Consider the following 20,341-nt stretch of genomic DNA (forward strand, 5'->3'; position numbering starts at 1 on the left):
CCTCGGGCCGCAACCGACGCCGATTGATCGTCGCTGCGGGCCGCAATCGACGCCGATTAGTCACTTCCGTACGGAGTGGGAGCTATGCAACCGGGGGCAGTCGCCGACGCCATCTGGCCAGTCCTCATCGACGTCGTCTGGCCCATCCTCGTCGAGGTCGCGCCGCGAGTGGTCCGCATTTCCGTTTTCATCGCTGTCGGCGTCTTCCTCGCGAACGTCGCCGTCGGCTTCGGCCTCGTCGAGCGGATCGCGACGGTCTCGAAGTACCTCACTCGCCCGGCGAACCTCCCGGACGAGGTCGGCACGGCGATCGTCACGACTGCAGCGTCGACGACGGCGGGCTACGGGATGCTCGCGGAGTTCCGCGAATCCGGCCGCTTGGACGATACGGAGACGCTCATCGCCGTCACGATGAACACGTTCTTCGGGTTCGTTCAGCACATCTTCACGTTCTACGCGCCGGTGTTGATCCCGATTCTCGGCCTCGAAGTCGGGCTGCTCTACGTCGGGGCGCGCGCTCTCATCGCGCTGGGAATCACGATCGCGGGCGTGGCCGCCGGGACCGTACTGCTCGCCGGTCGCGACGGCGACGCTGGGGAACGGGCGGCGGCAACCACCCCTGACGGAGGAATCGCTGACGCCTCGACGAGCGCGGCAGGCGTCGGGAAAGACGAAACTGAGCCGCCACTGGCAGTGCTCGAAACCGCCGCTGAGAAGACGTGGCCGAAGCTGAAGCGCATCGTTCCGCGACTCGCGGTCGTCTACGTGCTCGTCACGCTCATCGTCCGGACGCAGGATCTCGAATCGATCACCGCGGCAGCGGAGCCGCTGACGGCGCTGCTCGGGCTCCCCGGCGCGTCGCTGCCGGTGATCGCGGTGTTCGCGTTCGACACGACCGCCGGCGCGGCGACGATCGCGCCGATGATCGGCTCGACGTTCACGCCGCGGACCGCCGTCGCGACGATGTTGCTCGGCGGAATCATCTCCTTCGCCGTTTCGACGTTCAAGCGCTCGATTCCGTTTCAGTACGGTATCTGGGGGCCGGCGTTCGGCTCGAAGGTGATCGCGGTCAACACGGCGCTAAAGATCGTCTTCATCGCGGCCGCGCTGATCGCACTGCTCGCGCCGATCTGACTCGGCGTCGCCTCACGTTCGACTCGCGCTCGTCAGGACTGGGCGGCGTTATCCCCGCTCGCAGAGACTGAATCGCGTCACTCCCGCTCGTCGGGGTCGATGGGCTGTCCTTTCTCGGTCGGTGGCGCGACGTGATCGATGTACGCCTCGACGTCGGGGTCGGAGACGGTGACGTGCACCTGAATGTCACCGAGTTCGTCGGGGTTGCCGACGGCGAAGTTGATGACGCCTTTGAACGCGGCTTGCTTCTTCAGCGCGAAGGAAAAGCCTTCGTCGTCGGCGCGCTTGAAGAACTCCGTTCGAGCGGTTTCGAGGATCGCCTGATCGTGCAGCCGCTCCGAGAAGCGCTCCAAAGAGTGCGTCTCCCCGACGAGTTCGCCTGCGCGGTGCTCGAACTCGACATTCGGAAAGAGGTTCCTCACGGCGTCTTCGACGCGGTCGGTCACCTCGGTATCGCGCACCGGTGCGACGATCCGCGCTTCGATGTGGTAGATCATCGCGACTCACCGGCGTCGGCCGTGGGCGTCGAATCTGGGCTTCCGTCGTCCGCGACGCGCACGTACTCGTCGTCAGCCAGACTCGCGAGGTCGTCCGCGAGGATCGCCCGGATGCGCTCGCGGAACGCATCGAGCGTGTCGGTGTTGTGGACGACGACGTCGGCCTCGTCCATCACGTCGCCCATCCCGAACCCGAGCTCGCGCTCCTCGCGCGCTCGAAGCGCCTCCCTGTCGACATCGCTTTCGTCACGGTCGCGTTCGAGGAGCCGCTCCGCGCGGGTCTCGAACGGCGCTTCGATGCTCACGAGCAGGAAGTCCTCGCCGAACGCCTCGCGGAAGCGGTCGAGTTCGACGTCTGATCGAAGGCCGTCGACGAGGACGACGTCGCTCCCTTCTAACGCCGATTCGATCAGCGGGAGCGACTGCTCGGCGATGGCCGCGGGGCCGCCCTCCTCGCGGAGCGTCCGCGCCATTTCGCCGTGGTGCTCCGCGGGGTCGAGACCGCGATCGCGACACGCCTGCCGAATCACGTCGCCCATCGTGACGACCGGAACGCCGCTGTCGCGGGCGACGGCGGCGGCCTCGCCCTTTCCGCTGCCGGGCAGTCCGACGGTGCCGATGACCTTCATTACGCGTCGGTTCACGGCACCGAGCCTTACGCGTTGCGCTCGGCGGTCTCGCTCTCAGCAGCCGTTTCGGATTCGCGGGCGGTGACGCCGGAGACGACGCCAAACCCGCATTCCTTTTTACCCGCGACCGAATTGACCAATCCGAGGGCGCGTAGCTCAGTCGGACAGAGCGTCGGACTTCTAATCCGATGGTCGCGGGTTCGAATCCCGTCGCGCCCGTACAGCGAGGAGCGTAGCGACGAGCGAACCGGCGCGCGGGATTCGAATCAGGGAGCGAACGGAGTGAGCGACCGTGGTTCGAATCCCGTCGCGCCCGTACAATCAGAAATTTCACTCGCGCGACGTACTCCCGATCGTTGACACTCTCGGGGGTCCCGTCGTGCTCGCTGGCGCTCGCGGGGATCCCGTCGCGCCGCGAAGTTGGCCGAGTGAAGCGATGTATGTCTGAACGCACCGAGCGCGATTAGCTCTGTTGCGCACCTGCCTCCCGCACCGCGGTTGTGACAAGTTGCCAAACTATTATGCCACCATCTCCGAGAGTAGGGATATGGCGACACACTCCGTTGTCGATGCGGACGAATTGGCTCCCGGCGATCACCTCGTCGTCGAACTCGAGGGGAAAGAGATCGGTGTCTACAACATCGACGGGGACTACTACGCGTACACGAACTGGTGTGCCCACCAGAGCGGGCCGGTCTGTGAGGGTCCGACCTCCGGATTCCTAGAGGCCGAGTTCGACCGCGACCAAATGGAGACGACGACCGAGTACGTCCGCGAGGGCGAGATCGTGGCCTGCCCGTGGCACGGGTGGGAGTTCGACCTCGTGACCGGCGAGTGCCACTCGAAGCCCGGCGTGCAACTGATCTCCCACGACGTCGACGTCGAAGACGGCGAGATCCACGTGACCGTATAGGGAGGCGTCGACCACCGCCGTCTGGCCGTCCCCCGCTCGCCTCGATCCTTCGTTGCAGCCGGCTGAACACTTATTGTGCGACCGTCAGAGTGTGTGGTATGGGAACGGCATCCACGCCATCCGAGGAAGAACCGATGGAGGACCTCCTCGTCGTCGACACCGACGTCCACGTCCCCGAGCATCACCCCGACATCGCCGAGAAGGTGGCCGCGAAGATGGAGATGCCGTACAGCCACCTCCTCGATCCGAACAAGGGGACCGGGGGGTACGGGTTCCCGTCGTCTGGCAGCCACAGCGAAGTCCCGGACACCCTCAGTGTCTTCGGCGGTCGCGACGACGTGTCGGGCGATGTCACCGACACCGAGGCGTACATCGACGAACCGCTTCGCGAGGGGTTCGGCGTCGACTATCCGATCATCAATATGCAGCCGATGTGGGACGTCTACCCCGACACCGAGCAGATCGTCCAACAGATGCCGGCCGCCAACGACGTCCTCGTCGAGGAGTTTATGGACGCGAACGACGACTACTTCGGGCTGATCGCCGTCCAAACTCGCGATCCGGAGGCCGCTGCCGCCGAGATCGATCGCCTCGGCGACCACGACCAGCTCGTCGGCGTGTTCATCCATCCCGGCGGGCAAGAGCGCGGCCTCGGCGAGTCGCGGTACGATCCGATCTGGGCCGCTGCCGAGGACCACGGGCTTCCGATCGTCTTCCACACGACGGCGACCGGGCACATGTGGGATATGGCGGGGCTCTACCGCACGATGTCGAAGATGCCGGAAATCCACACGCTCAGTCACCCGTTCGCGATGATGTGGGTCGTCACGAGTCTGATCGCGAACGGGACGCCCGCGAAGTTCCCCGACTTGGAGTTCGTGATCCTCGAATCGGGTATCGGCTGGGTGCCGTATCTGATATCGCGACTCAATCGGGAGTACAGCACGTGGCGAAGCCAAGTCCCGCTGTTGGAGAAGATGCCTGAGGAGTACATCCGCGATCAGTTCTACTTCAGCACGCAACCGCTCGGCGAGTTCAACAAGCGATCACATATGGCCGATATGATCGACATTCTCGGACCCGAGAGCATTATGTTCTCGACGGACCACCCCCACTACGACTTCGACAATCCGGAATCGATCCGGGGGTTCTTCAGCCATCTCTCCGGGGAGGACCAGCGGGCGGTCTTCGGCGAGAACGCGATCGAGGTATTCGATTTGCCTGTCTAAGGGCTACTCTATCGCCCGCTCGACCCGTTCACGAAAGGTTTCGGCGTCGAGGTGGTACCTCGTGTTCCCGTTCTCGTCGCGGGAGCGGTCGACGGTGAAGGCGCATTCGCCGTCGACTCGGACCTCCCAGTTGTCGGGGTACTCCGTATTGATCCCGAGAACAGTGATCGTACAGTCGTATCTCGACTCCAGTTGGGACACAACGTCGTGGACGTACGTGCCGTTCTCGAATCGCGCTGGCTCGTAAGACGGGAGGTCCATCCGCTCCCGCTCGCGCTCGTTCCTGACCCACCAGTCGGGCTTCGCGCGGTCGTCCATAGCTGGCCGTACGGCGGCGTGGTGTTTGTATGTTGGTTGCGGTGCTAGCCCGAATGGAGTGACGTGTCGCCGAGACGCGTTCCCGACACGCTTTCAGCCTGCGCCAAAGCGTTTAATCGACCGCGGAGGCAACTCTCACCCGTTATGACGAAAGTAAGCGTGGTCGGTGCGGCCGGGACCGTCGGCGCAGCGGCCGGGTACAATCTCGCGCTCCGCGACGTCGTCGACGAACTCGTCTTCGTGGATATTCCGGACAAGGAAGACGAGACCGTCGGGCAGGCCGCCGACGCGAACCACGGGATCGCCTACGACTCCAACACCGAGGTCGTTCAGGGAACCTACGAGGACACTGCCGGGTCCGACGTCGTCGTCATCACGGCGGGTATCCCCCGTCAGCCCGGACAGACGCGGATCGACCTCGCCGGCGACAACGCGCCGATTATGGAGGATATCGGCTCCTCGCTGGCGGAGTACAACGACGACTTCGTCTCGGTTACGACCTCGAACCCGGTCGATCTGCTGAACCGCCACCTCTACGAGTCGGGGGGACGCGACCGCCACAAGGTGATCGGCTTCGGCGGTCGCCTCGACTCCGCGCGCTTCCGTTACGTGCTCAGCCAACGGTTCGACGCGCCCGTGCGAAACGTCGAGGCGACGATCCTCGGCGAGCACGGCGACTCGCAGGTCCCCGTCTTCTCGAAGGTCCGCGTCGACGGCGCGGATCCCGAATTCACGGCCGACGAGCGCGAGGGGATTCTCGGCGATCTCAAGGAGTCCGCGATGGACGTCATCGAACGCAAGGGCGCGACGCAGTGGGGGCCGGCAACGGGCATCGCCCATATGGTCGAGGCGATCCTCCGGGACACCGGCGAGGTCCTCCCCGGTTCGATCGTCCTCGACGGCGAGTTCGGCTACGAGGACACGGCCGTCGGCGTGCCGCTCAAACTCGGCTCCGACGGCGTCAGGGAGGTCGTCGAGTGGGACCTCGACGACTACGAGCGCGACCTTCTCGACGACGCCGCGGAGAAACTCTCCGAGCAGTACGAGAAAATCGCGTAGCAAACTGGTCGTTCGTCCGCTTTTTCCGATTCAAACGGACGCCGTCCGGAACTGAGAGAGATACGACGCGAGATCCGTCGTCGTCACGATACCGATGACCGCGTCGTCGTCGTCGACGACGGGGACGTGGTGGATGCCGTGGTCGACCATCGCTTCTGCCACTTCGGCGATCGGCGTCTGCGCACCCGTCGTCACGTCGACCGGCATCATGTACTCCGAGACCGGCGTCTGATCCTTCGGCTTCCGCTCGGCGACGATCTTCACGAAGTCCGTGTTCGTCAGTATTCCGACGAGCCGCCCGCCGTCGACGACGACGACCGAGCCGATCTCGGCGTCCAGCATCTTCTGTGCGGCCTCCTCGACCAGCGTGTCGGGCGAAACGGTGTGGACCGGCGAGGACATCACTCGCGCGACGAAAATATCGTCCATAGTTCAGTGGGGCGTGTTAACGACTATTAAGGATTTGGCTCGCGGCGGTCGGCCGTCGGGCGATCATTTATCTATGAAGACGCGGCCAGCAGCCCCGTGATCTGAGAGTCACTCCGGGCCGGGTCGCGGTTGTTCGGCACGGCGGCCCGGAAACCGAACAGCGACGACGCCGAGTCGGGGGCGTCGCCGACGCGGGTGCCGACTGTTCGCCTTTTCGCTAGCGATGCGTCCGGCGATGCGGAACGGTCGCCGCCAACGCGCCGCTCACAGTCGCTTGCGTATCGTCCGCGCGGTCTGTTCGCCGATACCGGGGACGTCGGTCAGGTCTGCGGTCGACGCGTTCCGGACGTTCTCGACGCTCCCGAACCGCCGCAGGAGGGCGGTCCGCGTTTTCTCGCCGACGCCGGGGACGTCGTCGAGGACCGTCCGAACGTCGTCGCGGAGCGTCTGGTGATACTGGACGGCGAAGCGGTGCGCCTCGTCGCGAACGCGCTGGAGGACGTGCAGCGCGGGGTCGTCGCTGTCCCAGTCGCGAACGCCGGTTGGTGTGACGACGAGCTCTCGCTCCTTCGCGAGCGCGACGACCGGCACGTCCCAGCCGGTCGCCGCGAGCGCGTCTCGGGCCGCGCCGAGCTGTCCCTCGCCCCCGTCGATGAGCAGCAGGTCCGGATCGGGGCGGTCATCGCGCCCCTCGATGGCGCGTTCGGCCCGCCAGCGGACGAGCTCGCGCATCCGCGCGTAGTCGTCGTTGCCGTCGACGAGTCGCTTACGGCGGTAGTCGGTCTTCTCGGCGGAGCCGTCGACGAAGCAGACGTCGCTGCCGACGACCGCCGTGCCTCCGGCGTGACTCACGTCGAAGCCCTCGATTCTGGCGGCCGACGGGAGCCCCAGCTCGTCCGCGAGACTCGCAAGCCCGTCCCCCCGATTCGGGCCGCTTCGAGCGTTCTTGAGCGCCAGCTCGACGAGTTTCGACTCCCGTCCAGCACCCGGGACGCGGACGTCGACTCCTTCGGCGTTCAACCACGCGACGACGTCGGCGTCGTCCGGGCGCTCCGAACAGAGGATCGCGTCCGGGAAGTCGCGTTCGGCGTAGTACTGCGTCAGAAACGCCGTGAGAACCGCCGCAGATCGTTCTCCCCCCTCGGGGGCGTCGAGGTAGTGCCGCGAGCGATCGACCAACTGGCCGCGTTCGCTGTGTAGCCGCGCGACCGCCGCGCCGTCGCCCTCGACGGCGACGCCGAGGACGTCGACCGCGCGTTCGTCGCTTCGCGTCGAAACCGCCTCTTCACCCGCGCCGTGGAACGATTCGATGGCGTCGAGCCGGTCCCGGAGGTTCGCGGCGCGCTCGAACTGCTCGGATTCGGACGCTGTCTCCATCGCTCGTCGGAGCGGATCCGCGAGTACGCCGGTCTCGCCCGTAAAAAAGCGGACGACCGACTCGACGTCCTCTCGGTACGCGTCGGGGGAGATTTCGCCGGTGCAAGGGGCGGTGCATAGCCCCATCTCGTAGTCGAGACAGGGTCGATCCCGGTTCGCGTACTTGTGATCCGAACAGCCCCGGAGGCCGTAGACCTCGCGGAGTGCCTTCACCACGGTATCGACGCGGCTCTTGTCGGTGAACGGCCCGAAGACCGTCGCGCCGGGGTCGGGATCGCGCGTGACTTCGATCCGCGGGATCGGGTGGTCCGTCAGTTGGACGAGCGGGTAGGACTTGTCGTCCTTCAGCCGGACGTTGTACCGCGGCTGGTGGCGCTTGATCAGGTTCGCTTCGAGCAACAGCGCCTGCGTCTCCGTGTCAGTGACGGCGACGTCGATCGAATCGGCGCGCTCGACCATCTGCCGGATGCGCTCGCTCCGCGGATCGGCGTACGAGCGGACCCGATCCCGGACGTCGACCGCCTTGCCGACGTAGACGACGTCGTCGCTATCGAGGAACTGATAGACGCCGGGACCGGCCGGTAACTCCGCGGCCCGCTCGCGAAGTTCGCTGCGCTCCATTGCCCCGACGTAGCGGGCGAGCGGGCTTGAGGGTGACGCGACAGCACTGACCGCAACGACGCGTCGAAATCGGGCCGACGAACGACAGCGTCGAGGCGGTAGCTACAAACGGCTGCCGCGCCGAGCGGTGGCTATGGCCGATGCCGACGACCGCGACGGAGCCGACACCGTTCGCTGCTGGCTGGTCGAACGCACCTACACCGACCGGGGACTCGTGGATATGATCTACGCGACGCCCGACGGGGCAGCCGTCCGCCGGAAACAGGTCTCGACGACGATTATGCGTCAGCGCGGAACCGGCACCACCGCCGCGGTCGATGTCGACGCCGCCGACCTCGAACCCGTCGAGGACGAGGAGACGAGAGAACGCTACGCGGCGGAGGTCGAGCGCGTGCGCGAACAGCACGGGCCCGACGACGAGATATAACGGCGCTCAGTCCCGACGACGAAACGTAACAGGCCCGGATTCCACCAGAAATCCCAGTCTCAGCGCTGATTCTCTCACCAAACGCTTTATGCGCGGATCGGACAACCCACGAGTATGAGTGCTATCGAACTCGACGGAGTGACGAAGCGGTTCGAGGACGTCACCGCCGTCTCGGATCTCTCGCTCACTGTCGAGGAGGGGGAGATATTCGGCTTTCTCGGGCCAAACGGGGCGGGGAAGTCGACGACGATCAACCTGCTACTCGACTTCGTTCGGCCGACGTCCGGAACGGTGTCCGTCCTCGGACACGACGCCCGCGAGGACAGTGTCGCCGTGCGGGAACGGACCGGCGTGCTCCCCGAGGGCTTCGACGTGTACGATCGGCTGACGGGCCGCGCCCACGTCGAGTTCGCCATCGACTCGAAGGACGTCGACGTCGAGCCCGACGCGGTCTTGGACCGGGTCGGACTCGCCGACGCGGCGGACAGACAGGCCGGCGGCTACTCGAAGGGGATGCGCCAACGGCTCGCGCTCGCGATGGCGCTCGTCGGCGACCCGGACCTCCTGATCCTCGACGAGCCCTCCTCCGGGCTCGATCCCGCGGGTGCGAAAGAGATGCGCGAGATCGTTCTCGCGGAGGCCGAGCGCGGGACGACCGTCTTCTTCTCCAGTCACATCCTCGAACAGGTCGAGGCCGTCTGTGACCGCGTCGGCATCCTCCGCGCGGGCGAGCTCGTCGCCGTCGACTCGATCGAGGGGCTCAGAGCCGCCTCGGACGCCGACGCGACTCTCCGCGTGACCGTCGGCGAGCGCGTCGACGACGACGTCCTCGCCGCCGTCCGCGACCTCGCGGGCGTCGACCGCGTCGACCGCGACGGCGACGACGCGCTCCGCGTGGCCTGCGAGAGCGACGCGAAAACCCGCGTCGTCACCGAACTGGAGGACAGCGGTGTCAGCGTCACCGACTTCACGACCGAGGAGGCCTCCCTCGAAGATCTGTTCCTCGCGTACACCGAGCGCGACGAGGCCGTCGAAAGCGCGGTCGACGACGAAGCCGAGAACGAACCCGGAGACGAATCTGGGGACCAAAGCGGAGACGAACCCGGAGACGAACCCACCGAGGATGCGGAGGTGACGCGATGAGCTGGCAGGCCGTCGCGCGCAAGGAGTTCCGCGACGCCATCCGCTCGCGGTGGCTCCACGGTTCGACGCTGTTTTTCGCCCTCTTCCTCGGCGGTGCGCCGGCGCTGTTCTTCGGTCTCTTGGTCCCGCCGGACCTCCGGCAGGTCTCGAACCTCTTCGGGTTCTTCGCCGACCTCGGCGTGTTCAGCTTCTCGTTCCCCGGCCTGCTCGCGTTGATCCTCGGGTTCGTCGCCCTGTCGACGTCGTACGGCTCGATCACCGAAGAGCGCGAGAGCGGCTCGATCAAGCTCCTGCTCTCGCTGCCGAACTCCCGGCTCGACGCGATGACCGGAAAGCTCCTCGGACGCTCGGCAGTCGTCGTCGTCGCCCTGCTCGTCGGGTTCTTCGCGACGTTCCTCGTGCTCCTCGCGACCGGTACGCGGTTACAGCTCGGCTCGTTCGTCCCACAGGTCGCGCTCACGGTGCTCTTAGGGGTCGCGTTCGTCTCGATCGGCCTGAGCCTCTCGGCGCTCGCGGACTCGAACCGCGAGGCGACGCTCGCGACGATGGGGCTGTACCTCGTCTTCGCCGTCCTCTGGGGATCGATCTCCGAGGGAATCCCGAAACTCCTCAACTACGCGGCCGAGGAGGTCGGAATCGGGGCGCTCTCGGAGGGACTTCGGGTCAAGATCGGGGTGTTCCTGAAGTACCTGAACCCGCTGAAAACGTACGAGACGCTCGCTGCACAGGTGTATTACGGCCCCGAACAGGCGCGGCTCGTCACGACGACGTTCGGTGAGCAGGCGGTCCTGACGCCGATTCTTCGGGAGTCGATCCCGTTTTACTTCTCGGGGTGGTTCCTCCTCGCGATTCTGCTCGCGTGGATCGCGATTCCCGCGGTGATCGGCTACCGGGCGTTCGAACGCGCGGACCTCTGATCTGCGATCCGGGACGGTCGCGACCGAGCGGCTACCCCTCCGGTGGATACCCGATCCCGTACTCGGCGAGGAGTTCCTCCAATTCCCGTTCATCGAGCACCGGCACGTCGTTGGCTTCGGCGTCGGCCAGCTTACTCTCGCCGGGGTTCTCGCCGACGACGAGGTAGTCGGTGTTGCCGGAGACGCTGCTCGTCGCCGACGCGCCGTGTCGTTCGACGAGGGCTTGGGCGTCGCCGCGAGTCACCGACAGCGATCCGGTGAAGACGAACGTCAGGCCGTCGAGCTCGTCGTGTTCGTCGTCTGCTTCGACCGCCTCGGGCTCGACGCCGATCTCGCGGAGTTCCTCGAGGACCGCGCGGTTCTTGTCGTTCGCGAAGAACTCCGCGATGTGCGCCGCGACTGTCGGTCCGACGTCATCGACGGCTTCGAGCGCGTCCTCGTCGGCGTCCACCACGGCGTCCAGCGAGCCGAACGCCCGCGCGAGGTTTCGGGCAGTGCTGCCGCCGACTTCCGGGATTCCGAGCGCGACGAGGAAGTCCGAAAGCGACGGTGAGCGAGTGGCGTCGACGGCGTCGATGAGGTTCCGCGCGCTCGTCTCTCCCCACCCGTCCAGTTCCGCGAGGTCGTCGACCGAGAGCCGGTAGAGGTCCGGCAGCGACGTCACCACGCCCGCGTCGACCAGTTGTTCGACCCGTTCCTCGCCGAGGCCGTCGATATCGAGCGCGCCGCGGCTCCCGTAGTGGACGATCGCGCGGATCAACTGCGCGTCGCAGCTGAGTCCGCCCGTACAGAACGCCAGCGGGCCGTTGCGCTCGACGGGGCTGCCGCAGACCGGACACGTTTCGGGGAATTCGAACGTCCCCGCGGCGCGCTTTTCAGTCACTTCTGCGACCTCGGGGATGACGTCGCCCGCGCGGCGAACGCGCACCTCGTCGCCGACGTCGACGCCGAGGCGTTCGATTTCATCGGGATTGTGTAAAGACGCCCGCGAGACGGTCACGCCGCCGACGTCGACCGGTTCGAGGAGGGCGACCGGCGTGAGCCGTCCCGTCCGTCCGACCTGCACGACGACGTCAGTGATCCGAGTGATCTCCGCGCGCGGCGGGAACTTGTAGGCGAACGCCCAGCGGACCGCGCGGGTCGTCGCGCCCAACCGCTCGCGGGCGTCGCGGGCGTCGACTTTGATGACAGTGCCGTCGATCTCGTAGTTCAGGTCCTCGCGCGCCGCCAGCAGGTCGTCGCGATAGTCGATCGCGTCCTCGACCGACTCGACGACCTCGACGCGGTCGTTGACGTGCAGGCCCCACTCGCGCAGTCGATTGAGCGTCGCCGACTGGCTTTCTGGAACCTCGCTCGCGTCGAGGACGTCGTAGAAGAAGCAATCGAGCGGTCGGTCGGCCACGACGCCGGGATCGAGTTGCCTGAGGGTGCCGGCGGCGGCGTTCCGGGGGTTCGCGAAGGGTTCCTCGTCGCGCTCGACGCGCTCGCGGTTGTGCTCGCGGAAAGCGTCGCGGGGCATATACACCTCGCCGCGGACCGAAAGCGAATCAGGGGAGTCGCCGCGGAGCCGCAGCGGGATCGAGCGGATCGTCCGCACCTGTTCGGTCACGTCGTCGCCGCGCTCGCCGTCGCCGCGGGTCGCCGCGCGGACGTACTCACCGCCCTCGTAGACGACCTCGACCGAGAGACCGTCGAACTTGGGCTCGCAGACGTAGTCGACGTCGCCGACGGCCTCGCGCACGCGGCGGTCGAACTCCCGGAGGTCGTCGGCGTCGGTCGACTGCTCGATCGAGAGCATCGGCGCGCGGTGTTGGACCGTCTCCAGTTCCTCCAGCGGTTCGCCGCCGACGCGACGCGTGGGGCTCGCCTCGCTGTCGAGGTCGAAGGTCGCCTCCAACTCTCGAAGCCGCGCGAACAGCTCGTCGTACGCGCGGTCGGAGATCAGCGGATCAGCCCGCACGTAGTAGCGGTGGTCGTGCTCACGAATCGCCGCGCGGAGCTCTTCGGCTTGGGCTTGGGCCTCCTCGCGAGTCAGCGCCTCGACCGGCTCGAAACCGACGTTCGGCTCGCGGAGATACGGGTTGTCCGGATCGGCGTAGGCCAGTTCCGGGCGATCGCCGTCGTGTTCGTTTGCTTCCGCCTCCGGCGACGTCTCGTCGCTCATTCTATCGGCGGGTCGGACGCGGCGGAGTTAGGTGCTTCGTCAGACGGTGATCCCCGTCGGCAGCGCCGGGGCGGCGCGTCTCGGTAGGCCGACGAACGCGCCGAGCGAGCGACCGCCGGAGAGCGCTCACAGCGTCGACGGAAACCCGTATCGCTTATCCCTGCGGACGGCAATCGCGGCGTATGGAAGAGGACTTCCTGCTCCTCAACCCCGGCCCGGTGCCGATCACCGACGAGGTGTCGGCGGCGATGGACCAGCCGATGGTCTCACACCGGTCCGCGGCGTTCGAGGCGGTCTACGAGCGTGCACAGGACGGTCTCGACTACATCTTCGAGCAGTCGACGCTCGACGGATCGTCGACGGCGACCGCCGGGGGCGGAACCTCGCTCATTCTCAACGGCACGGCCTCGATGGGAATGGAGGCGGCCGTCGCCAACGTAGTTGGCAGCGCGGGACGAAGTCCCGCTGGCGACCGGACGCAGTCCGGTACAGACGGCGGACACGTCGTCGCCCTCGTCAACGGGAAGTTCGGACGTCGCTTCGCCCGAATCGCAGAGCGCTACGCCGACGTCACGCGGGTCGAGGTCCCGTGGGGCGAGTCGATCCCGCTGGAGGACGTTCGCGCGGTCGTCACCGACGACACGGACGTCGTCACGATGGTCCACAACGAGACGAGTACGGGACTGTTGAACCCCGTCGCGGGCGTCGGCGAGATCGCCGAGGAATACGACGCGCGCTTCGTCGTCGACGGCGTCACCTCCATCGGCGGCGACGCCTTCAAACTCGACGAGTGGAACGTCGACATCGCGATCACCGACTCCCAAAAGGCGCTCGCCGCGCCGCCGGGAATCAGCGCGGTGTACGTCACGAGTGAGGTCGAGTCGTCCCTCGACGGTGAATCCGCGCCGTTCTATCAGGACTTGGAGTGGCACCTTCGAAAAGCGGAGTCCCACCAGACGCCATTCACCAGCGCGGTCCCGCTGTTCCGCGCGATGGCGGTCGCCGTCGAGGATATCGTCGAGGAGACGATGCCGACCCGGATCGCCCGACATCGCCGCCAAGCCGAGGCGTTCCGCGCCGGCTTCACGGCGATGGGACTGGAACTGTTCGCGGCCCCGACGGGTGCCACCGAACTGTCGAACACCGTGACGGCGGTGTCGCTGCCGGACGCCGTCTCGGGCGACGACGCCGACGCGTTCTTCGACGGCGTCACGGAGCGCAACGTCAGCATCTCCGGCGGTCAGGGCCACCTCGGCGGCACCATCTTCCGCGTGAGCAATATGGGCGGCCTCCCCGACGACGCCATCCGCCGCGGCGTCCGGACCGTCGGCGAGGCGATGGCCGACGCGGGCGTCGACGTCGACGTCGAGGCCGGGCTCGACGCGGCCGACGCCGAACTCGACGCCGAGTGAGCTACGCCGGGTGAGCCACGCCGCGACCGGGATCGGCGCGACCGGTGCCGAACTCGACCTCTGCGGTTTTTCTCCTCCGTTCCGGGCGTCTCGACCGATAGCGTTGCGACCGCGGTGTCGCGTCCGGGCGAGGAACGGTACCACGCACCGACCTCGTCCGTAACCGCTGGTTATAAGTCTGCGAACGAATATGCGTATTATACATAGTATGGTCGATGGCTTCCACACCCGGAGTCTGCACGCCGGTCAGGAGCCGGACGAGGCGACAGGCGCGCGAGCGCCGCCGATCTATCAGACTACCTCTTACGCGTTCGACGACGCCGACCACGCCGCGGACCTGTACGCGCTCGCGGCCGACGGCGACGTCTATTCTCGCATCTCGAACCCGACGACGCGGATTTTAGAAAACCGGCTGGCGGCGCTGGAAGGCGGGGTCGCGGCGGTCGCGACGGCCTCGGGGATGGCCGCGCTCGATTCGGCGACGAGCATCCTCGCGAGCGCGGGCGACAACGTCGTCGCCTCCGCGGATATGTACGGCGGGACCGCGACGTACCTCACGAAGATGGCGACGCGCCGGGGCGTCGAGATCCGGGTGGTGGACACCCTCGACTACGAGGAATACCGAGAGCAGATCGACGAGGACACCGCGTTCGTCCACGTCGAGACGATCGCCAACCCCTCGCTGAAGACGCCCGACTTCGAGCGTCTGGCGGACGTCGCACACGCCAACGCCGCGCCGCTCGTCGTCGACAACACGTTCGCGACGCCGTATCTCTGCCGACCGATCGAACACGGTGCGGACATCGTCTGGGAGTCGACGACGAAATGGATCCACGGGTCGGGAACGACGATCGGTGGCATCCTCGTCGACGGCGGCACGTTCCCGTGGAAGCACGCGGACTACGACGAGCTCTCCGGGACGAACCCGGCCTTCGGGATCGACTTCGTCGAGCGCTACGGCGACGCGGCGTTCGCTAACGCGGCCCGTCAGCGCGCGCTCCGTACGCTCGGCAACCAGCAGTCGCCATTCGACGCGTGGCAGACGATTCAGGGGTTGGAGACGCTGCCCCTCCGGATGGCTCGCCACTGCGAGAACGCCCGCGCCGTCGCGGAGTTCCTCCGCGAACACGACGGCGTCGAGTGGGTGTCGTATCCGGGGTTCGAGGCGCACCCGACCCACGAGAACGCGCGCCGGTATCTGGGCTCCGGCGACGGAGACCGCGCTGCCGACGAGACCGCCAACGCGGGCGACGATATCGACGACGGGGAGTTCGGCGGTATGCTCACGTTCGGCCTCGCCGGCGGCTTCGAGGCGGCCAAGCGGACCTGCGAGGAGACAGACCTCGCCTCGTTCCTCGCGAACATCGGCGACGCGAAGACGCTTATCATCCACCCCGCATCGACGACGCACGCACAGCTTTCGGAGGAGGAACAGCGCGCCGCGGGACTCTCTCCCGAGATGCTCCGCCTCTCCGTCGGCATCGAGGACGCCGCCGACGTGATCGCCGACTTGGACCGCGCGATCAGCGCGGCGAGCCGAAGCGTTTCGGGAACCGGGAACGAAGCGGGGGGCGAGAAATGAAGACCGACAGCGGAACCGTCGAACTCGGCCGCTTCGACTTCGAGTCCGGCGACGAGATCGAGAACCTCGCCGTCGCCTACGAGACGTACGGCGAGTTCGATGGAGAGAATGCGATTCTCGTCTGTCACGCCCTCACCGGCAGCCAGAACGTCGCGGGCTACGGCTCCGGGACGGCCGGACAGGCCCGCGCGTGGTGGAACGACATCGTCGGCCCCGGGAAGGCCATCGACACGAACGAGTACTACGTCGTCTGCGCCAACCTCCCCGGATCGTGCTACGGGACGTCGGGGCCGTCGTCGGAGGACCCGAACGGTGAGGTGTACGGCACCGACTTCCCGCCCGTCACGGTCGGCGACTGGACGCGCTCGCAGCGACTCCTCCTCGACGAACTCGGCGTCGGCCGCCTGCACGCCGTCGTCGGCGGGAGCGTCGGCGGGATGAACGCGCTCGACTGGGCGAAGCGCTACCCCGACGACGCGCGCCATATCGTCTCTATCGCGGCCGCCGCCCGCCTCGACGCCCAGTGTCTCGCCCTCGACGCCATCGCCCGCCGCTCGATCACGACCGATCCGAACTGGAACGGCGGCGAGTACTACGGGACCGGCGACCGGCCGACCGACGGCCTCGCGCTCGCCCGACAGATCGGTCACGTGATGTACCTCTCGAAGGCGTCGATGGAACAGAAGTTCGGCCGCCGTGCCGCCGGGCGCGACGCGCGTCGGGACTCGTTCCCCTCGGATCCGGCGGCGGCGTTCTTCCCGTACCGCGACGTCGAGTCGTACCTCGACTATCAGGCCGAGAAGTTCGTCGAGCGCTTCGACGCGAACTCGTATCTGTACCTCACCCGCGCGATGGACGATTACGACCTCGCGGAGGGTTACGAGGACGATGCCCGCGCGCTCGCCGCCTTCGAGGGTGAGGCGCTCTTGCTCTCCTTTACCGGCGATTGGCACTTCACTACCGAGCAGTCCGAGTCGGTCGCGAGCGCGTTCCGCGCGAACGACGTCCCGGTCGCTCACCACGTCATCGACTCGGACCACGGCCACGACGCGTTCCTCGTCGAACCGGAGAAGGTCGGCCCGCCGCTGCGGGACTTCCTCGACTCGGGCGTCGAGGGGCGCGCCGTCCACGACACCGACGAACCGGATCCCGACACCGGCAACGATTTCGCGCCCGTTCACGCGTCGCTGTTCAGTCAGTGACGATCCTGACGGAAACCCGAACACACTTTTCTCGCCCCGCCGTTCGCTGACGTATGTCTCCCGCCGACTTCCTCGCTCGCCTCGTCGGATTCGCCGGTGCACTCGCGGGCGGTGCGCTCGTGTGGGGCGGCCTCTTCGTTCCGCTCGCGGTCGCCGACGGCGCGCGCGGCGTCGACCTCCTCGCCCGCGGCGCGGTCGCGAACGTCGCCGTCGCCGGGGCCGTCGTCGGAATCGGGTTCCTGATCGCGGGACTCGCCGTCCTTGTCGACCGGGGACGGACCGTCGCCGTCTCGGTCGGTGGCGTCGTCCTCGTCGCCGTCGCCGCGCTCCTCGCATTCGGCGTCGACGTCGGTGTAGGGACCCCGACCGCGGCCGGCGACGTCGGCGTCTTCGGCGCGCTCGGCGTCGGAACCGTCGGGCTGGCGCTCGTGCTCGCGGGCGCGCGAATCGGTCATCGATCGGTTTGAGTTGCCGTCGAGCACCGAGCGCCCAGAGCGGGTATCGTCGGCCCGTGTCGCATCGAGCCATGATCGCAGGCTGTCAGTAGAGCGCACGTCCCGGCCGCCGTTCAGCGCTCGATCGGTCCCGGAGGGCTTTTTTCCGATGGTCTCCAGTACCAAGACGTTCTACCGTGTTCGATCCGCTTCTCATTGTCGGACTCGTCGTCGCCTGTTTCGTCGCGTACAACATCGGCGGCGCGACCACCGGTCCGGCGTTCGCCCCGGCGGTCGGGGCCAACATCGTGACCAAGACGGTCGCTGCCGGCCTGATGTCCGTGTTCTTCTTCCTCGGGGCATGGACCATCGGTCGCCAAGTCGTCGACACCCTCGGGCAGGAACTCGTCACCGATCCGGCGGTGTTCACGCTGCTTTCGAGCATCGTCGTCCTGTTTTTCATCGGCGGCGCACTGCTCTTGGGCAACATCTTCGGCGTTCCGGCGTCGACGTCGATGACGGCGGTCGGTTCGATCGCGGGACTCGGGACGGCCGCCGGCGAACTCAACTGGGCGGTGATGGGGGAGATCGCCTCGTGGTGGATCCTCGCGCCGATCATCGGCTTTTGGGTCTCCGGGGTCATCGGCCGGTACTTCTATCAGGACATCGTGCGGCTGATCGCGATCGATCGCGGGGACGGGTCGCTCGTGGAACTCGATCGATCGGGTCGGTTTCCGAAGCCGGTTATCGGCGCGGGAACGGAGCGTCGCGAGTTCGTCGGAGCCGTGGTCGTCGTCACCATCAGCTGTCTGATGGCGTTCAGCTCCGGAACGAGCAACATCGCCAACGCCATCGCACCGCTGGTCGGCAGCGGCGCGTTGGAGATGAGTCCGGGTATCTTGATCGGCTCCGCGGCGGTCGCCGTCGGGGCGTTCACGATCGCCCGTCGAACGATGGAGACGCTCGGTAACGACATCACCCAGCTTCCGATGACCGCGGCCATCATCGTCGCGGTCGTGAGTTCGACCATCGTGATCGTCCTCTCGGCGATCGGGATCCCCGCCAGCTTCGTCGTGATCGCGACGATGAGCATCGTCGGCCTCGGCTGGGGCCGAGCGACTCGGACGACTACCATTGACGAGGGAGTGCGCGGCAAGGAGACGCCGCGGGTCTCGGTCGGAGCGCTCACCGCCGACGAATCCGCACCGACGATCGGTAACCCGGGATCGCCGGACGACGTCCCGAAACAGCGGATCGGCGAGGGCTCGCCGGAAGACATCCCGCGCGCGTCGGACCTGTTCGATCCGGAGACCACGATGCGAGTCATCGTGATGCAGAACGTCGTGCCGGTCATCGCGACCGTCGGCTCCTACGTCAGCTTTCGGGTGTTGTTCTCGCTGGGCGTGCTCTGACGCCGGCAATAACTACCGGGTGTAAAGTTTTACCATCCACACGCGAGAAGCGGGCGCTATGGCAGACGACGACAAGCCGCTCGGATTCGGGACGCGGAGCCTTCACGCGGGTCAAGAGCCTGATCCGGCGACCGGCGCGCGCGCACCGCCCATCTACCAGACGACCTCGTACGTCTTCGACGACGCTGACGACGCCGCGGGCCAGTTTGCACTGGAAAAAGAGGGGTTCATCTACAGCCGGCTGATGAACCCGACGGTCGCGACGCTGCAGGAGCGTCTCGCCTCGCTCGAAGGCGGCATCGGCGCGGCCGCGACCGCGTCCGGAATGGCCGCGCTCGACCTCGCGACGTTCCTACTCGCCAGCGCGGGCGACAACATCGTCACGGCGGCGTCGCTCTACGGCGGCACCTACACGTACTTCACCCACACCGTCGAGCGCCGCGGGATCACGACGAAGTTCGTCGATACGCTCGATTACGACGCCTACGAGGAGGCCATCGACGAGGACACCGCCTACGTCCACCTCGAAACGATCGGGAACCCCGCTCTGGTCACGCCCGACATCGAGCGGATCGCCGACATCGCCCACGAGCACGACGTGCCGCTGTTCGTCGACAACACGTTCGCGACGCCGTACCTCTGTCGCCCGATCGAACACGGCGCGGACCTGGTGTGGAATTCCACGACGAAGTGGATCCACGGCGCGGGGACGACGATCGGCGGGGTCCTCGTCGACGGCGGGTCGTTCCCGTGGGCCGAGAACGCCGAGAAGTACCCCGAGATCGGGGCGTCGAACCCGGCGTACCACGGCGTCAACTTCGCCGAGCGCTTCGGCGACGCGGCGTTCACCTACGCCGCCATCGCCCGCGGCCTGCGCGACCTCGGGAACGCCCAGTCGCCGTTCGACGCGTGGAACACCATCGAGAAACTGGAGTCGCTGCCGATGCGGATGGAGCGCCACTGCGAGAACGCGATGGCCGTCGCGGAGTTCCTCGAAGCCCACGACGCGATCTCGTGGGTCAACTACCCCGGGCTGGAGAGCCACGAGACCCACGAGGAGGCCGGCGAGTACTTGGAGGGCGGCTACGGCGGAATGATCACGTTCGGCCTCGACGCCGGCTACGAGGCCGCCCGCGACACCGTCAACAACGTCGAGCTCGCCTCGCTGCTCGCGAACGTCGGCGACGCGAAGACGCTCGTGATCCACCCGGCGTCGACGACGCACCAACAGCTCACCGAAGAGGAGCAGGCGGCCGCGGGCGTGACGCCGGATATGGTCCGCCTGTCGGTTGGGATCGAGGACGTCGACGACATCATCGCCGATCTGGAGCAGGCGATCGGCTCGGCGACGAACTGAGGCGAACCCGTTTCGTCGTCGACTCGTCGCACCCGCTTTCGCCCGCGAGTACGATTTTTGCTGCCGCTGATTTCCGCGCTAACGT

The 20,341-nt window shown here is 66.9% G+C and carries 19 protein-coding genes and 1 tRNA gene; 14 read left to right on the forward strand and 6 right to left on the reverse strand.

All coding sequences use genetic code 11. From position 1 onward, the window contains the following. Positions 1-84: 84 nt before the first annotated feature. The gene (locus U5919_RS10185) at positions 85-1,134 is read left to right on the forward strand and encodes a nucleoside recognition protein (RefSeq protein WP_336024086.1); all 1,050 of its coding nucleotides are present in this window, start codon (positions 85-87) and stop codon (positions 1,132-1,134) included. Between the two features lie 77 nt (positions 1,135-1,211). Here the strand turns inward: U5919_RS10185 and U5919_RS10190 are convergent, their stop codons facing one another. Further along, a complete protein-coding gene (locus U5919_RS10190; protein ID WP_336024087.1) occupies positions 1,212-1,631 on the reverse strand; it encodes an RNA-binding domain-containing protein in 420 nt (139 codons plus the stop codon). Beyond that, positions 1,628-2,260, reverse strand: a complete 633-nt coding sequence (locus tag U5919_RS10195) for an AAA family ATPase (RefSeq protein WP_336024088.1) — start codon at positions 2,258-2,260, stop codon at positions 1,628-1,630. Before U5919_RS10195 ends, U5919_RS10190 begins: the two co-directional genes overlap by 4 nt. Before the next feature lie 145 nt (positions 2,261-2,405). Here U5919_RS10195 and U5919_RS10200 point away from each other — a divergent pair. The 3 genes from U5919_RS10200 (at position 2,406) to U5919_RS10210 (ending at position 4,402) form a co-directional block, all read left to right on the forward strand. Next, positions 2,406-2,479: transfer RNA gene (locus tag U5919_RS10200), tRNA-Arg, on the forward strand. A gap of 328 nt (positions 2,480-2,807) precedes the next feature. Then, entirely contained in the window at positions 2,808-3,173 is a 366-nt protein-coding gene (locus U5919_RS10205) for a Rieske (2Fe-2S) protein (protein WP_336024089.1), read from the forward strand. Positions 3,174-3,271: 98 nt separating this feature from the next. Further along, complete coding sequence (locus U5919_RS10210) at positions 3,272-4,402, forward strand: amidohydrolase family protein (RefSeq protein WP_336024090.1); 1,131 nt, start codon at positions 3,272-3,274, stop codon at positions 4,400-4,402. A gap of 3 nt (positions 4,403-4,405) precedes the next feature. Here U5919_RS10210 and U5919_RS10215 read toward each other — a convergent pair whose 3' ends face one another. Further along, the gene (locus U5919_RS10215) at positions 4,406-4,720 is read right to left on the reverse strand and encodes a hypothetical protein (RefSeq protein WP_336024091.1); all 315 of its coding nucleotides are present in this window, start codon (positions 4,718-4,720) and stop codon (positions 4,406-4,408) included. A gap of 144 nt (positions 4,721-4,864) precedes the next feature. On the opposite strand from U5919_RS10215, the gene mdh reads away from it, so the two are divergent. Beyond that, complete coding sequence (gene mdh, locus U5919_RS10220) at positions 4,865-5,779, forward strand: malate dehydrogenase (RefSeq protein ID WP_336024092.1); 915 nt, start codon at positions 4,865-4,867, stop codon at positions 5,777-5,779. 30 nt (positions 5,780-5,809) lie between these two features. Here the strand turns inward: mdh and U5919_RS10225 are convergent, their stop codons facing one another. Beyond that, positions 5,810-6,208, reverse strand: coding sequence for a CBS domain-containing protein (locus U5919_RS10225; protein ID WP_336024093.1), 399 nt, complete (start codon positions 6,206-6,208; stop codon positions 5,810-5,812). A 264-nt stretch (positions 6,209-6,472) separates the two neighbouring features. Beyond that, positions 6,473-8,206: an excinuclease ABC subunit C gene (locus tag U5919_RS10230; protein WP_336024094.1), complete on the reverse strand. Its 1,734-nt coding sequence runs from the start codon at positions 8,204-8,206 to the stop codon at positions 6,473-6,475. A gap of 133 nt (positions 8,207-8,339) precedes the next feature. On the opposite strand from U5919_RS10230, the gene U5919_RS10235 reads away from it, so the two are divergent. The 3 genes from U5919_RS10235 to U5919_RS10245 all read left to right on the forward strand — a co-directional run bounded on the left by U5919_RS10235 (position 8,340) and on the right by U5919_RS10245 (position 10,693). Beyond that, the gene (locus tag U5919_RS10235; RefSeq protein ID WP_336024095.1) at positions 8,340-8,633 is read left to right on the forward strand and encodes a DUF7967 family protein; all 294 of its coding nucleotides are present in this window, start codon (positions 8,340-8,342) and stop codon (positions 8,631-8,633) included. Between the two features lie 114 nt (positions 8,634-8,747). Further along, positions 8,748-9,776 (forward strand): ABC transporter ATP-binding protein, encoded by a 1,029-nt coding sequence (locus U5919_RS10240; RefSeq protein WP_336024096.1) that lies wholly within the window; start codon positions 8,748-8,750, stop codon positions 9,774-9,776. Next, on the forward strand, positions 9,773-10,693 hold the full coding sequence (locus tag U5919_RS10245; protein WP_336024097.1) for an ABC transporter permease: 921 nt from the start codon (positions 9,773-9,775) through the stop codon (positions 10,691-10,693). Before U5919_RS10240 ends, U5919_RS10245 begins: the two co-directional genes overlap by 4 nt. A gap of 31 nt (positions 10,694-10,724) precedes the next feature. Here U5919_RS10245 and ligA read toward each other — a convergent pair whose 3' ends face one another. Beyond that, a complete protein-coding gene (gene ligA / locus U5919_RS10250) occupies positions 10,725-12,797 on the reverse strand; it encodes an NAD-dependent DNA ligase LigA (protein WP_336025558.1) in 2,073 nt (690 codons plus the stop codon). Positions 12,798-13,039: 242 nt separating this feature from the next. On the opposite strand from ligA, the gene U5919_RS10255 reads away from it, so the two are divergent. The 6 genes from U5919_RS10255 (at position 13,040) to U5919_RS10280 (ending at position 20,256) form a co-directional block, all read left to right on the forward strand. After that, positions 13,040-14,269 (forward strand): pyridoxal-phosphate-dependent aminotransferase family protein, encoded by a 1,230-nt coding sequence (locus U5919_RS10255; protein ID WP_336024098.1) that lies wholly within the window; start codon positions 13,040-13,042, stop codon positions 14,267-14,269. A gap of 208 nt (positions 14,270-14,477) precedes the next feature. Beyond that, the gene (locus U5919_RS10260) at positions 14,478-15,851 is read left to right on the forward strand and encodes an O-acetylhomoserine aminocarboxypropyltransferase/cysteine synthase family protein (RefSeq protein WP_336024099.1); all 1,374 of its coding nucleotides are present in this window, start codon (positions 14,478-14,480) and stop codon (positions 15,849-15,851) included. Beyond that, entirely contained in the window at positions 15,848-17,053 is a 1,206-nt protein-coding gene (gene metX, locus U5919_RS10265; RefSeq protein WP_336024101.1) for a homoserine O-acetyltransferase MetX, read from the forward strand. Before U5919_RS10260 ends, metX begins: the two co-directional genes overlap by 4 nt. Before the next feature lie 53 nt (positions 17,054-17,106). Further along, on the forward strand, positions 17,107-17,520 hold the full coding sequence (locus U5919_RS10270; RefSeq protein WP_336024102.1) for a hypothetical protein: 414 nt from the start codon (positions 17,107-17,109) through the stop codon (positions 17,518-17,520). Between the two features lie 164 nt (positions 17,521-17,684). Further along, positions 17,685-18,899 carry an inorganic phosphate transporter gene (locus U5919_RS10275; RefSeq protein ID WP_336024103.1) on the forward strand — a complete coding sequence of 405 codons (1,215 nt, stop codon included), beginning with the start codon at positions 17,685-17,687 and terminating at the stop codon, positions 18,897-18,899. Positions 18,900-18,957: 58 nt separating this feature from the next. After that, on the forward strand, positions 18,958-20,256 hold the full coding sequence (locus tag U5919_RS10280; protein ID WP_336024104.1) for an O-acetylhomoserine aminocarboxypropyltransferase/cysteine synthase family protein: 1,299 nt from the start codon (positions 18,958-18,960) through the stop codon (positions 20,254-20,256). Positions 20,257-20,341: the final 85 nt, after the last annotated feature.

This window comes from Halobellus sp. LT62, assembly GCF_037031285.1.
Taxonomy (GTDB): Archaea; Halobacteriota; Halobacteria; order Halobacteriales; family Haloferacaceae; genus Haloquadratum; species Haloquadratum salinisoli.

What these genes read in the sequence shown, in the direction of transcription:
- U5919_RS10190 (WP_336024087.1), bottom strand. Translation starts at nt 1,631, where the DNA reads ATGATCTACCACATCGAAGCGCGGATCGTCGCACCGGTGCGCGATACC.
- U5919_RS10215 (WP_336024091.1), bottom strand. Translation starts at nt 4,720, where the DNA reads ATGGACGACCGCGCGAAGCCCGACTGGTGGGTCAGGAACGAGCGCGAG.
- U5919_RS10185 (WP_336024086.1), top strand. Translation starts at nt 85, where the DNA reads ATGCAACCGGGGGCAGTCGCCGACGCCATCTGGCCAGTCCTCATCGAC.
- U5919_RS10270 (WP_336024102.1), top strand. Translation starts at nt 17,107, where the DNA reads ATGTCTCCCGCCGACTTCCTCGCTCGCCTCGTCGGATTCGCCGGTGCA.
- U5919_RS10210 (WP_336024090.1), top strand. Translation starts at nt 3,272, where the DNA reads ATGGGAACGGCATCCACGCCATCCGAGGAAGAACCGATGGAGGACCTC.
- U5919_RS10260 (WP_336024099.1), top strand. Translation starts at nt 14,478, where the DNA reads ATGGTCGATGGCTTCCACACCCGGAGTCTGCACGCCGGTCAGGAGCCG.
- metX (WP_336024101.1), top strand. Translation starts at nt 15,848, where the DNA reads ATGAAGACCGACAGCGGAACCGTCGAACTCGGCCGCTTCGACTTCGAG.
- U5919_RS10235 (WP_336024095.1), top strand. Translation starts at nt 8,340, where the DNA reads ATGGCCGATGCCGACGACCGCGACGGAGCCGACACCGTTCGCTGCTGG.
- U5919_RS10195 (WP_336024088.1), bottom strand. Translation starts at nt 2,260, where the DNA reads ATGAAGGTCATCGGCACCGTCGGACTGCCCGGCAGCGGAAAGGGCGAG.
- U5919_RS10205 (WP_336024089.1), top strand. Translation starts at nt 2,808, where the DNA reads ATGGCGACACACTCCGTTGTCGATGCGGACGAATTGGCTCCCGGCGAT.
- U5919_RS10280 (WP_336024104.1), top strand. Translation starts at nt 18,958, where the DNA reads ATGGCAGACGACGACAAGCCGCTCGGATTCGGGACGCGGAGCCTTCAC.
- mdh (WP_336024092.1), top strand. Translation starts at nt 4,865, where the DNA reads ATGACGAAAGTAAGCGTGGTCGGTGCGGCCGGGACCGTCGGCGCAGCG.
- U5919_RS10255 (WP_336024098.1), top strand. Translation starts at nt 13,040, where the DNA reads ATGGAAGAGGACTTCCTGCTCCTCAACCCCGGCCCGGTGCCGATCACC.
- U5919_RS10225 (WP_336024093.1), bottom strand. Translation starts at nt 6,208, where the DNA reads ATGGACGATATTTTCGTCGCGCGAGTGATGTCCTCGCCGGTCCACACC.
- U5919_RS10240 (WP_336024096.1), top strand. Translation starts at nt 8,748, where the DNA reads ATGAGTGCTATCGAACTCGACGGAGTGACGAAGCGGTTCGAGGACGTC.
- U5919_RS10245 (WP_336024097.1), top strand. Translation starts at nt 9,773, where the DNA reads ATGAGCTGGCAGGCCGTCGCGCGCAAGGAGTTCCGCGACGCCATCCGC.
- U5919_RS10230 (WP_336024094.1), bottom strand. Translation starts at nt 8,206, where the DNA reads ATGGAGCGCAGCGAACTTCGCGAGCGGGCCGCGGAGTTACCGGCCGGT.